This is a genomic window from Limnoglobus roseus, from assembly GCF_008254045.1.
Classification (GTDB): domain Bacteria; phylum Planctomycetota; class Planctomycetia; order Gemmatales; family Gemmataceae; genus Limnoglobus; species Limnoglobus roseus.
On sequence record NZ_CP042425.1, the window covers coordinates 1851175 to 1865292 of the forward strand.

Annotated in this window: 14 protein-coding genes; 4 read left to right on the plus strand and 10 right to left on the minus strand. The window is 65.4% G+C overall.

All coding sequences use genetic code 11. The annotated features are described in order from the left end of the window. Positions 1-6: 6 nt before the first annotated feature. From PX52LOC_RS07655 to PX52LOC_RS07690, 8 genes are all read right to left on the minus strand, one after another. Positions 7-243 (minus strand): helix-turn-helix domain-containing protein, encoded by a 237-nt coding sequence (locus tag PX52LOC_RS07655; protein ID WP_149109532.1) that lies wholly within the window; start codon positions 241-243, stop codon positions 7-9. Between the two features lie 55 nt (positions 244-298). Continuing rightward, on the minus strand, positions 299-523 hold the full coding sequence (locus PX52LOC_RS07660) for a hypothetical protein (protein ID WP_149109533.1): 225 nt from the start codon (positions 521-523) through the stop codon (positions 299-301). 78 nt (positions 524-601) lie between these two features. Next, on the minus strand, positions 602-1441 hold the full coding sequence (locus PX52LOC_RS07665) for a hypothetical protein (RefSeq protein WP_149109534.1): 840 nt from the start codon (positions 1439-1441) through the stop codon (positions 602-604). A 158-nt stretch (positions 1442-1599) separates the two neighbouring features. After that, on the minus strand, positions 1600-2013 hold the full coding sequence (locus tag PX52LOC_RS07670; protein WP_149109535.1) for a hypothetical protein: 414 nt from the start codon (positions 2011-2013) through the stop codon (positions 1600-1602). 152 nt (positions 2014-2165) lie between these two features. Continuing rightward, a complete protein-coding gene (locus PX52LOC_RS07675; RefSeq protein ID WP_149109536.1) occupies positions 2166-3347 on the minus strand; it encodes a tyrosine-type recombinase/integrase in 1182 nt (393 codons plus the stop codon). A 374-nt stretch (positions 3348-3721) separates the two neighbouring features. Next, positions 3722-4354, minus strand: a complete 633-nt coding sequence (locus PX52LOC_RS07680) for a hypothetical protein (RefSeq protein WP_218575292.1) — start codon at positions 4352-4354, stop codon at positions 3722-3724. A 158-nt stretch (positions 4355-4512) separates the two neighbouring features. Continuing rightward, a protein-coding gene (locus PX52LOC_RS07685; RefSeq protein WP_390637529.1) for an IS3 family transposase occupies positions 4513-5644 on the minus strand; the annotation gives its coding sequence in 2 pieces (ribosomal slippage) (positions 4513-5361 and positions 5363-5644; 1131 coding nt in all). 57 nt (positions 5645-5701) lie between these two features. Beyond that, complete coding sequence (locus PX52LOC_RS07690) at positions 5702-6106, minus strand: hypothetical protein (protein ID WP_149109538.1); 405 nt, start codon at positions 6104-6106, stop codon at positions 5702-5704. Positions 6107-6743: 637 nt separating this feature from the next. Here PX52LOC_RS07690 and PX52LOC_RS07695 point away from each other — a divergent pair. The 4 genes from PX52LOC_RS07695 to PX52LOC_RS07710 all read left to right on the plus strand — a co-directional run bounded on the left by PX52LOC_RS07695 (position 6744) and on the right by PX52LOC_RS07710 (position 12498). Beyond that, the gene (locus PX52LOC_RS07695; protein ID WP_149109539.1) at positions 6744-7499 is read left to right on the plus strand and encodes an NHL repeat-containing protein; all 756 of its coding nucleotides are present in this window, start codon (positions 6744-6746) and stop codon (positions 7497-7499) included. Beyond that, a complete protein-coding gene (locus tag PX52LOC_RS07700; RefSeq protein WP_149109540.1) occupies positions 7493-8227 on the plus strand; it encodes a hypothetical protein in 735 nt (244 codons plus the stop codon). The genes PX52LOC_RS07695 and PX52LOC_RS07700 overlap by 7 nt, the downstream gene beginning before the upstream one ends. Before the next feature lie 390 nt (positions 8228-8617). After that, entirely contained in the window at positions 8618-11533 is a 2916-nt protein-coding gene (locus PX52LOC_RS07705; RefSeq protein WP_149109541.1) for a non-ribosomal peptide synthetase, read from the plus strand. Beyond that, complete coding sequence (locus tag PX52LOC_RS07710) at positions 11530-12498, plus strand: AAA family ATPase (RefSeq protein WP_149109542.1); 969 nt, start codon at positions 11530-11532, stop codon at positions 12496-12498. Before PX52LOC_RS07705 ends, PX52LOC_RS07710 begins: the two co-directional genes overlap by 4 nt. On the opposite strand, the gene PX52LOC_RS07715 is transcribed toward PX52LOC_RS07710, so the two are convergent. Together PX52LOC_RS07715 and PX52LOC_RS07720 are read right to left on the minus strand one after the other, a co-directional pair. Continuing rightward, positions 12484-13326 (minus strand): hypothetical protein, encoded by an 843-nt coding sequence (locus tag PX52LOC_RS07715; RefSeq protein WP_149109543.1) that lies wholly within the window; start codon positions 13324-13326, stop codon positions 12484-12486. The two genes, PX52LOC_RS07710 and PX52LOC_RS07715, sit on opposite strands and share 15 nt — an antisense overlap. Then, positions 13323-14090, minus strand: a complete 768-nt coding sequence (locus PX52LOC_RS07720) for a class I SAM-dependent methyltransferase (RefSeq protein WP_149109544.1) — start codon at positions 14088-14090, stop codon at positions 13323-13325. The genes PX52LOC_RS07715 and PX52LOC_RS07720 overlap by 4 nt, the downstream gene beginning before the upstream one ends. Positions 14091-14118 lie beyond the last annotated feature (28 nt).

The following is a 14118-nucleotide window of genomic DNA, read 5'->3' on the forward strand; positions in this document are numbered from 1 at the left end:
GGGATCTCACCCCGCGGTTTTCTTCGTTGTGCCCGGACTACACCGCGAATCGACCCAGGCGGTCACGTCCGCCGCGCGGTACCGAATCGCACGGCCAACGCGAACGAACGGCAAGTTGTACCTTCCGCTCATCCGCCATGTCGCCAACGTGTTTGGCTTCACGCGGAGCAGGTTGGCGGCCTCGTCCTCGGTAAGCAAGTGCTGTTCGGGTATAGGCTTGGCTGGTGGGGCGGCGGTCGTCATGGATGTCCTCAATTCGGTGTGTGGGTACGTGCGGAAGCGGTCCTCGGGACGAGACTTAGGCTGTGACGGGACGGCAAACCTGAATCGTTTCGAAGGGGTCTGCGGTCTTGGGCACGACGTGCCGCACCAACGACGCAACTTCATCGAGTCGGAATCGAATGGCCCCGTCGGGCAATAGGTAGTGCGGAAGTTTGCCCGCACGGGCGAGGCGGGATGCCCGACCGAGTGGCCAGTTGAGTTGTGCGTCGATGTCGTCGGGATAGATCAGGTCGGTTGGCATTGCTCGGCCCTCGTTCGCGGGTTGTTCCCCGTAAACTCATGGCCTGCAGCGCGGGTCATCGACCTTTGGGTATCTTTTCTACCTTTTGGTATCTTTGGGTTTCTTTGCTCTCCCCGCTTTCGATTGCTTCACTGAGCCGCCGATGTCGTGGGCCACGGTCCCCGACTGGCCGAAGTTGCTGGTAGACGCCACCGTCAGCCGCGCGGACTCGGCCTTCGCCTGGGCGGCCTCGGCCGCCTTCGCGATCTTCTCTGCCACTTCGGCCCACCACTGCAGAAGGGATGCCTTCGAGACGACCGGGTGAGTCCCCTTGCCGCCGGGAAAGACGATCGGGCCGCCGTACTGGTCGTGAAATTTACGAATCCGATTTCGGTTCGCTTCCGTGTTTTTAAACGTGGGCGGCTTGGCGTCGCCGTTCAAGGCTTTGAACAGTTCGTTCCAAGTGTTGAGTGGAAAAAATGGTGCGTCCGGCTGGGTGGGCGGTGCGGTTTGATCTTTCGCTGGGAGAGAGTCGTTTGCTGATGCAGCAAACAGTTTGTCGTCACGCCATCGATCCCAGAGAGCATCCTCGGCGAGCAAATACACTTCATCAGGTGGCAGGCCACCAAAGGTCACGATACTGCCTTCGAACATGCGACGCACGGCCCAACGATAGTCTTCTTGGCTCAGACCTTGCGCGTGTGGAGCAGGAAACAAGGGCAACCGAATCGTGGCTATTTGCAGGGAAATAGATCGTTTTCCGCAAGAGGCATTGATCCCAAACTTATCACCGCGGATCGCATCAATGATGTCTTTCGCGGCACACTCGATGTTGCGAAGGGGAGGCTCAGGAAGTTGTGTTCGATGTTTCTCTGGGATGCTGGGCACCGGCACCCACGATTTGCTCGATTCTTCGATCAACTGCCGAACAGCATTCATTCTGGATTCTCACCGTGTAGACGGGTCGACCACCCGACCCGCCGCCGGTGAGTGCGACGGAGTCGGGCAGCCGCAAACCATCCCGCTGGCCGGCGAGACGGAACCCGATGCTGTACCTTCGTCGATTTGCCCTCGGTGAATCAACACCAGGTGGCACTCTAGACGAGATGCGCAATTCGTGAACCCCTCAAAGCCAATCCCAACATGGCAATCGTCGGTGGATGCGCATTTTCGACGTCAGTAAAGTTGATCCCTATTTCGCAACCGAAATCGAACATATTGTCAGAAGGCGTCACCGCAAACATCGGCGGCCGCGAGTAGTGCGAGTCAAAGGTGGATGGCCCGACGTGTACGGTCGTCACCAGAGACTGCGCACCTTGTTCGACAACCTGCTTCGCCTTCTCGTAGGTGGAACCGGAGACGCCGATCGCGGCCCCGACCTTATCGCGAACATCCCCCTCTGAAACCGCCGGTTTTTTACCGGCGGTTTCTTCCTTGGCTGGCCGGCCGCCTTTTCTCTCTGCCGCCTTCGGCTTCTCCAACTCCTCCAGCCGTTTGCCGATCAACACCATCTCCGACATCGTGTACGGCTGACGGCATCCGTTCTCGTCGCGCTCGGCAGCTTCGTGACCTCGGCGGCGGCGTTCACGCTGACCTTTCTGTCTTTGACGGCCTTCGCCAGTTCGGGGACGCCGTCTTCTTGGACCCTGTTGGCCTGTGGGTGTCAATCCTTCTTCTTCTCGTCCCCTTTCCCCTTCGCCGCCTGCATCATCGCGGCCGTCGCCGTGGTCACGGCCGCCCGCACCGGCTGGACGTTGAGCCGCGCGTAGATCGCCGTCGTGCTCTGGTTCTTGTGCCCCATCGACTTGCCGATGATGTTCAAACTCACCCCGGCCGCGGCCTGCCAACTGCCGAAGGTGCGGCGAAGGTCGTGCAGGCGCACGTCCACCAGGCCGGCCCGCTCGACGATGCGCTTCCACGCCGACTTCGGCTCGACGAGGTGGCCGGTCCTGCCGCGCGACGCGAACACGAAGGGGCCGGTGCGCGACTCGGCCCGCCGGGTCAGGATGGCGAGCGCGTCGGCGACGAGCGGGACTGTTACGGCCTCGCCCGACTTCGTTTCCGGGATGCGCCACACCGCTTCCGCGAAGTTGATGCGCGTCCACTCCATCCCCTGCACGTTGGCCCGCCGTGCCCCGGTCAGCAGCGCCATGGCGAAGAAGTCGCGGAAGAGTTCCGCTTCCATCTCCAACGAGGCGAAGAACCGTGCGAGTTCCTCGGCGTTGAGGAACCGCTCGCGGGACTTCTCCTTGAACTTCTCGACGCCCGCGGCCGGGTTGGGGCCGGTGTAGCCGAGGTTCGGGGCCGTCTTGCGGTACATGTGGTGCAGCAGCGCGAGCACCCGGTTCGCCACGTACCGCCCGCTGTTCTTGCCGACGCGCGCGTGCAGACTTTGCACCTCGGCCCGCGTGATGTCCGCGAGGCGCCGGCCCTTCCACTGGCTGAGGTGAAGGCGGTACTGGTCCTCGTTCCCCTCCCACGACTTGTTGTGTTGCTTGGCGATCTCGATGTGGTGCGCGAACAGGTCGCCGAGCGTCATCGCCCCGCGGGCGGCCAGCTTCTCGCGGTGCGGGTCGTTCCCCTTCGCGACTTCGCCGGACGCCTTGCGGGCTTCCTGTCGGGCGGCGTCGATGCTCAACTCGTGCGGCCATGCGCCGAGACGGAGGCGGGTGTACCGGCCGCCGATGCGCTTCGAGAGGTAGAACGTCATGGCCCCAGTGGCGGCCACGTACAGGGCCAACCCGCGGACTTCTTCGTCGTAAAAGTAGGCGTGCGTCTTGCCCGCCGGGCAGGTCAGCTTTTCGAGCCGCAGCGTTGTGAACTTGAACCGGCTATCCTTCGCCATTGCAGCACCGTTGCAGCACGCGGAATCAATCTCAGTGAATGAGAGTGTAACAGCGTACAGGTCGGCGGCAAAGCAAAGAGCTAGGAATTCAGACGAAATGAGTCAGCGTGAATCACGGTGAATCTGAACGCATGTTCCAGACGTGAGACTTTTAATCTGCGGGTCGTGGGTTCGATCCCCACCGGCTTCACTTGACGAAAAGTCCTGAAAACAAGGCTATCCAACACAAAGGCGGTCGGGGTCATCTCCAATCGCCTTTCTTGTTTGTCATTCTGTTTGTCACCTTTTCTTCGTTTGTCTCTCGCCTGACCCGCTGACCGCTCAGGTTCGGGTAGACGGCGTGGACAAAATTAACGTCCTGCTGTCGAACCCGATCACGCTGGGGTGAGAAGTTGTCCCAGGATACTGGTACAACGCTTTCGCATTTGCTCGCTATTCCTCTCGAAGAAATTAGCGAGGTCGAACCCAACGACACTTCTGAAGAACTCGTAGGTGCTGTCCACGTCCGCACCCCTTTGTGTGCCGGTCAACACCAGCATCTTCGCGTTCCGATACCTCCGGATGACCGTGTGACTGACTTGCGTGGAGATCACTGCGAGGACTGGCAGGTAGTTTTGATGTTCAGCGTTCATGCCGAATTGCAAGTCCTTGTTCTGACGACCCGCATCGGCGCTCTTGTAACCTTGACGCACTTCAAAGACGACACCTTTGATTTGTGCCGTTCGCTCGGCCGACATTTCCAACTTTTGGCAGCAACGGTCTAGCCACGCCCGCACACGTTGCCTGATCTCGGGCTTCGTTCCGATGTGGGCGAGGTCGATCCGGGCATCTAGCGTCAGGGTTCCTATTGTCCCATCCTTCTTCTCAGCCGTGTAGGACCAATGAACCTGATCCGCAGTCAACTCGAAATTATCTTGTACAAGGGCCTTGAACAGACGTTCGCATCCGAAGCCAATCTGCCGGTAAACTGAAGTCATGCCGCCCGCCGCTTTGTGGGCAGCGTACATCAGGGGCGAGTCCAAGCCGATCCAATGGTAGAACGGGTCGGCCCCGTACATGTCTGTGAACCGCTCAAGCGAGATGCCGTCCTCGTCGTTCGTGCCGAACTTCGGCTTGTAGTGTATAGTGGACCCCATTTGCGAGACCAAAAACCGACGAATTTAAGCTACTCCTTCGCCGGCTCTTTTGACCGTCCGGCCCGGTACACCTCGGCCGGGGTCTTGTACCCCAGTGACTGGTGCAAGCGGGCCTCGTTGTAGAAGGTGAAGTACGCCTTCAACCCCCGCTCCAACTCGGTCACCGTCTCGTATCCCCGCAGGAACACGTCCTCGTACTTCACCGTCCGCCACAGCCGCTCGACGAACACGTTGTCCAGGCACCGCCCCCGGCCGTCCATGCTCACCCGCGCCCCGGCCGCCTCCACCCGCTCGACCCACGCCCCGGCCGTGAACTGCACCCCTTGATCGGTGTTGAACACCTCCGGGGTGCCGGCCGCCAACGCCTCGTCCAGCATGTCCCGGCAGAACGCCCCGTCGAGCGTGTTCGACAACCGCCAGGCCACCACGTACCGGCTGTACCAGTCGATGGTGGCGGCCAAGTACATGAACCCGCCGGGCAGCGGCAGGTATGTAATGTCGGCACTCCACACCTGCCCGACGCGGTCGATCGGCACGCCGCGGAGGAGGTACGGGTACACCGGGTGGCCCCGCCCGGCCGACAGCTTCGGCTTCGGGTGGATGGCTTCCAGGCCCATGACCCGGAGCAACCGCTGGACCCGCTTGCGGTTCGCCGGGTGGCCGTTGCGGGCCAGCCACCGGGCGATCCGCCGGCTGCCGTAGAACGGGCAGGCCGTGTACTGCTCGTCGATCCGCCGCATGAGGGCCAGGTTGTCGGCCGACTCCTCGGCCGGCCCCCGGTAGTACGTGGCCCGGCCGAGCCCGACCAGTTGGCACTGCCGACGGACGCTCAGGTCGGCGTGCCCGGGGTCGATCAGCGGCCGCAGGTCGTCAACCGAACGTCGCAGCTTTTTTTTTCACCCAGTCGAGCTCGACCTTGAGCCGGCCGATCTGCTCGTACAGCGCGGGTGTCTGGTCGTCGCCGGGGGCGACCGCCTTCGCTCCGGCGGCGAACACGGCCTCGGCCCCGGCCAGGAGTTGCTTCTTCCACCCGTGGATGAGGGTCGGGTGGACGCCGAAGTGGGCGGCCAACTCGTTGACCGTCTTGTCGCCCTTCACCGCGGCCAGAGCGACCTGGGCTTTGAACGCCGCCGTGTGGGTCTTCCGCTTCGCCGTCATCAGGACCACCTCCGAGGGCCGCCAGAGTAGCTTACCTGGCGGTCTCAGTTTCGGGGTCCACTATAGGGGCCTCTTCTGGTAGGGGACGTCTTTCAAGGCGGCCCGATAGTCCACCATGAAGTCGGAGAAGTACCGGTCGAGTCCGGAGATGTTGTCATAGGTGCGGGTTTTGACGGTGCCGACGAAGTGCAAGTAAGGGTTGATCTCGACACTGCACGCCGGAATGCCTCGATACTTCATGCACAAGGGGACTGTGCCGACGCCGCTGAAGGGATCGAGAACCAAATCCTTCTCTGCCAATTTGAAGTGATCCGCAATGTCCTCGGCCAGTCGCGGGGCGAAACTCGGGGTGAGTCGATACCACCGATGAATCGGCAGGGAGAGCTTGCCTTGGAACGTGACGGCTTTAGTTTTCCTATTTGTAAATGTCGGCTCACCTACGTCAGAAAACGACGATTGTTTCACTGTTGTACACCCTGGTCAGCATCTCTACTAGTGGACGTTACAAAGGCCAATTTTCATCATCGCCTGTACGGCAGGTCCGTGGCGAGAAGAAGTTTACAAACCGAGAACAATCTGCTGAAGTGTTCCACGACAGAACTCTTGGCGCGGCCTAACGTTCTAACATCCCGATCCGTCTCAAATCTGGACACGGAGAAATGGATTTCCAACCGCCCACCACGTCATCATCTTCCTCTGCAATCAGAACCCTTGCGGCCCACCCCACGGTCGTGGCAAACGAACGGTCGATGGAATCGAAGTTCGCAACTCTGTCGGCTTTCTTCGTGGGGGCTTGATCCTTTACACACTTCCTTCCTCCTTCGTAAAAAACGTGACGCAGCCGTCACTACCAGATTGCAGATCGCATTGATTGCCGGTAACGTTATTCTGCTTAATTTGGCGTCACCCTCCCACAAGCGGGTTGAGCCACCTTCTTCAATCGTTCTCCGCCACGATCGAAAGGGTATTCATGTTGCGTTCCTCCTGACTCCGCGCGTTGCGCAAGCTTCTCCCCTCCCATTCTCAAAACCATCCCTCACTCCCGCGACGACAACCCCCGCGCGGCCCGCTCTTCGGTGCGGAGGCCCTTGAGGATCGGGTGGTGCCGGCCGGCCGCCTCTTCGCCGCCGGTGCCCTCCCTGGAAACGGCGGGCCGAGTCTGATCTACGATCTAAACCCGGGCACCGGGGCGGTTCTCAATTCGTTCGCCGCGCCGGAACTCGCGGGCGGGGGGACGGTCGGGCTCGCGTTCGACGGCACGCACCTGTTCTACCTCAACGGCCTCGGCAGCGACCTGCTCTACGAACTGAACCCGACCACCGGGGCCGTGTTGGACTCCGATTTGATCACGGCCGGATCGGGGAATTACGACGGCCTGGCCGTCGTGGGCGGGCAAGTGTTCGTACAGGACTACACCCTCAACACGATCCACGTCTTCGACCCGGTCGGTGACACCATCACCCGCACGGTGACGCCGACGGCGGCCACGTTCGGCCCCGACCTCGCGGGCGGTCTGGCCGGGGCGACTGGGCCGGACGGCCTGATCGGGCCGATCAACGGCGGCAACCTGATCGCGGAGTTCAACCCCACCACGGGCGCATTCGTTCAGGGCTTCCAGCCCGGCACCGGGCCGTTTTTGGGGGCGGCCGTCGTCGACAACGTGATCTACCTCGGGTTCGGCAACAAGAACGCCATCCGCATGTACTCCCGCACCGGGGCGGCGCTCGGCCAAATTACAATCCCGGTTCCGGTGGTCGCCCTCGGCGGGGACGGCGTCTCGGTCCCCCCCCCGCGCCGAACACGGACGTCGTCAACGGCGGGTTCGAGACCGGCACGACGGCCGGTTGGACGGTGTTGAACGCCCCTGGCAGCGGCACCCCCGGCTTCACGACGTACACGGGTTCGAACCCCCAACAGAGTTCGCTGCCGGCACCCCCGGAAGGCGGCTCCGCCGTGTACAACGGACACAACGGGCCGGGCAGTTACGTCCTGTACCAGGACATCACCCTGCCCGCCGGTCAGGCCCAGACCTTGTCCCTGACGGCCTTCTATCAGAACCAGTTCACCCAGGGCTTCATCACCCCGGCCACGCTCGATTATCGGACCGGCCCCAACCAGCAGTTCCGCATCGACATCGTCAGCCCGACCGGCGATCCGCTCGCCACCACCTCGGATGTCGTCAAACTCAACGTGTTCCGGACTGCGGTGGGTGACCCGCTGGCCCGTGGGGCGTTCACCGTAACCGTCGACCTCGGCGCGTTCGCCGGGCAGACGGTCCGGCTCCGCGTCGCCGTCACCAACAGTCAGCTCTTCCTCTTTGGCGGGGTGGACAATGTTCACTTCGCCCCGACCGTGCCGCCCACGCCCGGCGCGGTCCAGGGAGTGAAGTTTAACGACCTCGACGGGGACGGGGTGCGTGACCTCAACGAGCCCGGTTTGCAGGGTTGGACGATTTACGCTGACACCAACCTGAACGGCTGGCCCGACGCGGGCGAGCCGTCGACGGTCACCGGCCCGGACGGGGCGTACCCCCTCGCCCTCTTGCCCGGCACCTACCGCATCCGCGAGTTGAACCAGGGCGGGTGAGCGCAGACCGGGCCACTCAGCTTCCCCTTCTACGCCAGCGGCTCGACGCTCGTCGCCATCGACCCGGCCACGGCGACGGCGGGGCCGGGAAAGGCTTCATTGCCGGCGGCGCGGGCGAGATCTGCTCCAGTGCGGGGCCGGGATCGACTGGTTCTGGGAGCCGCTCGCCGTCGCGATCGACGACCTGGAACCGGGCGAGCAGCGGAACTGATCCGGGCCGGGGGGCACGAACACCGCAATCTCCGGCCGTCCCGCACGACGGCCTCCGGGAGCTCACACGGCAACCGCCGGACCCACCTCCCGTCTGAAATATCCTCCGAACGCTTCCAACGGCGATAGGATGGGAACCTCGGTCACATTCGCGACCCGGAACCCACCGAAGGTGTTGGGGTGCCAATTTCGACTGCTGGCGCGGCCGGCGAAGGCCCGGAGGGAGAGATGGAAAGCGGGGGCGGGTTCCTCGACCGGTTGTGGGAGGTCGCGGCCGAACACCCCGAGCAGCCGGCGGTGATCACCGCCGGGACCGAGGTCGTGACGTACCGCAAACTCCTCGGGCGGGCCGATCGAATCGCCGCGGGGCTTGTGCGGGCCGGCGTACGGCCGGAACAACTGGTCGGGCTGGGGCTGCCCCGGTCGGCCGAGTTCGTGGCGGCGGCCATCGGCTGCTGGCGGACCGGGGCGGCATTCCTTCCACTCGACGCCCGGTGGCCGACCGACCGGCTGGAGTTCATCGTCCGCGACAGCGGCCTGTTGCTCGCGGTCGCAGTCGGGCCGCAAGCTGCCGAGTTGCGGCGGCTCGGCGTCACCACTCTCGACCCGGACGCGCCGTTCGACTTGGTGACCACCTCGCCCATCTACGGCCCGAACCGACTCGCCTACGCCGTCTACACCTCCGGTTCGACCGGCCGGCCGAAGGGCGTTCTCGTCGAACACCGCGGGATCGTGAACCTCCTCGACGCTCAGATCGCCGCGTTCGACCTAACCCCCGGCTCGCGGGCGCTCTGGGTGCTCAGCCCGGCGTTCGACGCCTCGGTGTCGGACATCGGCACAGCCCTCCTCGCCGGCGCGACCTTGTGTGTCGAACCGGACGACGACCTCCGCGACCCCGTCCGACTGATCCGACTCCTCCGCGACCGTGCGATCACGCACGTCGATCTGCCGCCGGCCCTCCTCGGCGTGCTGGACCCGGCCGAACTCCCGCCTTCGCTCCGAACCGTGGTAATCGGCGGCGAACCGGCCCCCGCGGAAGCCGTGCGGCGGTGGGCGGCGAGGGTTCGGGTCGTCAACGTCTACGGCCCGACCGAGGCGACCGTCTGCACGAGTCTCGGTGCGTGCGACCCGGTTACGTGGGCGGACCCGCTGCTCGGCCGGCCCATCCCGGGCATCCGCTATCAAGTTCTGGACGACGAGTGGAACCCGGTGCCACCCGGCGGGGTCGGCGAACTGTTCATCACCGGGGTCGGGCTGGCCCGCGGTTATCTGAACCGGCCGGACCTGACCGCGGTGAAGTTCCCGACAGTCCGCGGCGAACGCTGGTACCGCACGGGAGATCGGGTGCGCCGGCGGCCCGACGGTGAGTTCGTCTTCGTCGGCCGGGCCGACCGGCAGTTCAAGCTCCGGGGTCAACTCGTCGAACCCGGCGAAGTCGAGGCACGGTTGCTAGAACTTCCCGGCGTGCGGGAAGCGGCGGTGGTCCGCCGGGCCGCCGGAGATCGCGTGGCGATCGTCGCCGTGGTCGCCGCGAGTGATGAGGGACTGTCGGCAACTGCGATCAGCGAACACTTGGCCCGGACGGTCCCGCCGTGGATGGTGCCGCAGCGCGTCGAGTTCCTTCCGACATTGCCGCGGACTACGGCTGGGAAGGTGGATTACCCCGCCCTGGAAGCGGAGCGCTCTCACCCTTCTGGCGAAGTGCGGGAGAGCGGCGGGTCCGATTCGCGTGAGGGAGCACTACTCGCGGTGTGGTCGGCAGTCCTGGGGCGGCCAGCCGACCCGGCGGTCGGGTTTCTCGAACAGGGCGGCGACTCGCTCGGGGTGTTGCAGGTGGTAGCGGCCGCCCACGCGCGCGGGCTGACCCTCCGCCCGTCGCTCGTCGCCAACGGGCTGACGGCGTCCGAGATCGTCGCCCGCCTGCGGGCCGGGCCGGAACGCGACGCGCTCCCGGCAGCGTTCCTGGAGGCCGAAGCTGCGGCGGAACTGTCGCGCCTGCCTTCGTCTGCTCCCGCCCGCGGCCACCCGGCCGTGTCTCCGGGGCGAATCCTCCTCACCGGGGCGACCGGGTTCCTCGGTTCGTGGCTCCTGTCCAAACTGCTCGCCCGCAATTCCGCCGAAATCCACTGCCTCGTCCGCGGGGCCGGGCGACTGCCGCCCGACCCGCGGGTTCACCCGATCATCGGCGACCTAGAACGGCCCCGATTCGGGTTGTCGGCAGCCGCATGGGACGAACTCACCGACCGGATCGACGCCGTCTACCACTGTGCGGCTGCGGTGGACGTGGTCCGACCGTTCCACCGGTTGCGGGCCGCGAACCTCGGCGGGACGGCGGCCGTCCTGGGGTTGGTTGGCACCGGTCGGCCGAAGCGTTTGCATTACGCCTCGACGCTCTCCGTCTTCGTTTCCACCGACCGTGCCCACGGACTGCTGCGGGAGGACGATGATCTGACTGCGACCGGGGAGGTGTACGGCGGCTATGCCCAGACGAAGTGGGCCGCCGAGCGGCTTCTCCGACTCTCGGGCGGGCGGTTCGGGCCGGTCGCGCACTACCGCCTCGGCCTCATCACCGGCGATACCCGCACCGGCCGCGGACCGGGCCGTGATCTGTTCACGCAGTTCATCCGCGGGCTGGCCCGCGTCGGCGGTTACCCGGCCGGGGTGGGCGAACTTAGCGTGGACATCACGCCCGTCGATTACGCTGCGGCGGCGATGGCCCGGCTCTCGCTGGCGGAACATTGGGACGGGGCCACGTTCCACTTGGCGAACTCTCGTAGCCTCTCGCTGGCGGAACTGCTCGACGCCGTCCGGGCAAGCGGAGTACGGCTCGACCCGTTGTCGATGGCCGAGTTCCGGGCGCGGGCCGCGGGCCTCGACCCGTCGGCCGCCGCGGGGTGCCTCGGCCTCTGCCGTGCCCTCCCCGGCGAGGAGTTCGACCAACTGCGGGCGACCGACTTGTTCCAGGCCACGGGTGTGAGCTTCGACCAAACGAATACGACCGCCACCCTCGGCGGCAGTGGGATCGCGTGCCCGCCGCCGGAGCCAGAACTGATTCGCAAGTACGTCGCCGCCGCCCTCGACGGGATCGACCGATGACGACCGGGATGCTCCTCGGAAAGTTCCTGCCCCCGCACCTCGGGCACGTGTACCTCGGCGAGTTCGCCGGCCGGTTCGTCGATCGGCTCACGATCGTCGTCTGTTCGCTACAACGCGAGCCGATCCCCGGCGAACTGCGGTTCCAGTGGATGCGCGAGTTGTTCCCGTTCGACAACGTCGTCCACCTGACGGACGAACTGCCCCAAGAACCGGTCGAGCACCCGGACTTTTGGAACCTCTGGCGCTCGGCCCTGTTGCGGGTGCTGCCAGGCCGGCCGGATTACGTCTTCGCGTCGGAACAGTACGGTTGGCGGCTCGCGGAAGAACTCGGGGCCGCGTTCGTGCCGGTGGACGGGGCGCGGTCGGCGGTGCCGGTGAGCGGGACCGTGATCCGCACCGACCCGGCTGCGAACTGGGATTATCTGCCTCGGTGTGTGAGGCCGCACTTTGTGAAGCGGGTCTGCGTGTTCGGGCCGGAATCGACGGGCAAGACGACGCTCGCCCGGCGGCTGGCAGAACACTTCGGCACGGCGTGGGTGCCGGAATACGCCCGGACGCTGCTCGAATCCATTGGCCGTGAAGTGCGCGTCAAGGACATGGAGCGCATCGCCCGCGGGCAGGCCGCCTCGGAGGACGCCCTCGCCCGGAACGCAACGAGGGTACTGATTGCCGACACCGACCCGTTGGCGACACTTGTCTGGAGCGACGTGCTGTTCGGGGCTGTGCCGCCGGCGGTGCGGGAACTGGCCGACGCCCGTGCCGCCGACCTTTACCTGCTCACCGAGGCGGACGTGCCGTGGGTGGCGGACCCGGTTCGATACCGACCTGACGGCGGCCGCGATTTCTTCGAGCGGTGCCGGGCGGAACTCGCCGCCCGCGGCCGGCGGTTCGTCGTGATCCGCGGCGATTGGGACGAGCGGTTCCGCACCGCCGTCGCCGCGGTCGAAGAGTTACTCCGCCGGTAGCCGTGGGTAGTCGCCGACCGAGCACCCGGTCGAGCGGTTGTCGGCGTTGGGTGCCCCGACGCCGGCCGCGTGGTCGGCCAGATCGACGGTGCGGAAGTCGAGGCTGAAGCGGGTTCGGCCGGTGGCATTCTTGCGGGTCTGGTGAAAATGCGCGCCGGCGAACAGCACCAAGTCACCGGCGGCAGCCGCGAAGCCGATCTCCCGGCCGGGGTCGAACTCGCCGATCTGACCGGGGTAGGTGTGCGTTCGGCCGTGCGTCGGGTTCTGCCACCCGATGCGCAGGGCGGCCCCGTTCTTTGTCCAGGCGTCGTGGTCGAACGCCTCCGAGTTGTTCGGGACCGGGCGGTCGAACCAGTCGGGGTAAAACACGAACGTCTCGGCCGGGGTCACGTCGTGGAGGGGCACCCACCACGTGATCTCGGCCTGCGAGTGGGCGTACCAGGTGTCGCGGTGGGCGTAGTAGATCGGGGCCGCGGCCGGGTTCTCGAACCCCTTGTGGGAGATGACCCGCAGCCGGGCCGGGTCGCACGCCACGCGGGTCGGGTCGAAGCCCCGCCCCCGCAGTACGGCGGCGACTAAAGCGTGGAACGGCTGTTCGGTGTAGATCGCCTTGCGGAGTCGGCCGACGCGGTCGAAGAAGTCGCCGTCGGACGTGCGGAACTGGGCCTCGCGTGGGTTTTCGCCGAGTTCCGCCTCGACCACGGCCCAGACCTCGCGGATTAATCGGGCCGTGGCCGCGTCGCCGGGAAGGTGGAAGATGGTGCCGGCGTACAGAGCACGACGGGTCTCGGCTTCGTCGGCCGGTAACTCGGTGAGGACTGGGTTCATGTCGGTCTCCGGGCGACGGCGATGCACCGCGGGCTGTTCAGTGTCAGGGGTTGGCTGTCGATTCCGCCGAGGAACGTCACGTCGGTGAACCCGACGGATCGGAGCAACCGGGCGAGGTCGGCCGGCAGGTAGAGGCGAACGACGCTCCGCCTCACCCGCCGGGTGCCGTCGGGCAGGACGAACGTCCACACCTGCTTGAGCAACCCGGCCGGCAGATCGGGTTCGCTCTCGCGGATCAACAGAACCTCACCGTCGGGCCGCGACAGCCGATAGGTGAGGGCGTGCTGGAAGTCCCGCAGCAGGCGGGCGACGTGCTGGTAGTCGAGGGCGAAACGGCCGCCCGGCAGGAGGCTGTCGAACGCCCGGCCGAGCATTTCCCGATTGCGGCCGTCGTCGGAGTCGTTCCCGAACCCGGTGTTCCAGTTGAACCCGCCGTCGCACGGGTTCGGGGCCATGAACGCGAAGGCATCGCCGGGGAAAAAATCGGCCCCGCATTTCTGCCCGGCCGCGGCCTCGTTCGCCCGCCGGACGTACTCTTCACACTGATCGACCCCGACCACCCGAACCCCGGTCGCAGCCATCGGTAGGGAGATCGTCCCCGTCCCGCAGCACTGGTCGAAGACCGTGGCCCCCGGCTCCAGGCCGAGGGTGTGGATCAGAAATCGGGCCGTTTGCCCGGAGTCCTGGCGGGACAGGAAGAGATCGGCTACGATGTCGTCGTAGAGCGTCTGCCACCAGTCCTGGTCCCCGAACCCGTCGGTCATTCCCGGTGTCCCCTTCAGTTACAGACCT

Coding starts and splice junctions, on each gene's coding strand:
- PX52LOC_RS07670 (WP_149109535.1), bottom strand. CDS start 2,013: ATGGTGTTGATCGGCAAACGGCTGGAGGAGTTGGAGAAGCCGAAGGCG.
- PX52LOC_RS07710 (WP_149109542.1), top strand. CDS start 11,530: ATGACGACCGGGATGCTCCTCGGAAAGTTCCTGCCCCCGCACCTCGGG.
- PX52LOC_RS07675 (WP_149109536.1), bottom strand. CDS start 3,347: ATGGCGAAGGATAGCCGGTTCAAGTTCACAACGCTGCGGCTCGAAAAG.
- PX52LOC_RS07655 (WP_149109532.1), bottom strand. CDS start 243: ATGACGACCGCCGCCCCACCAGCCAAGCCTATACCCGAACAGCACTTG.
- PX52LOC_RS07715 (WP_149109543.1), bottom strand. CDS start 13,326: ATGAACCCAGTCCTCACCGAGTTACCGGCCGACGAAGCCGAGACCCGT.
- PX52LOC_RS07660 (WP_149109533.1), bottom strand. CDS start 523: ATGCCAACCGACCTGATCTATCCCGACGACATCGACGCACAACTCAAC.
- PX52LOC_RS07720 (WP_149109544.1), bottom strand. CDS start 14,090: ATGACCGACGGGTTCGGGGACCAGGACTGGTGGCAGACGCTCTACGAC.
- PX52LOC_RS07680 (WP_218575292.1), bottom strand. CDS start 4,354: ATGTACGCTGCCCACAAAGCGGCGGGCGGCATGACTTCAGTTTACCGG.
- PX52LOC_RS07665 (WP_149109534.1), bottom strand. CDS start 1,441: ATGAATGCTGTTCGGCAGTTGATCGAAGAATCGAGCAAATCGTGGGTG.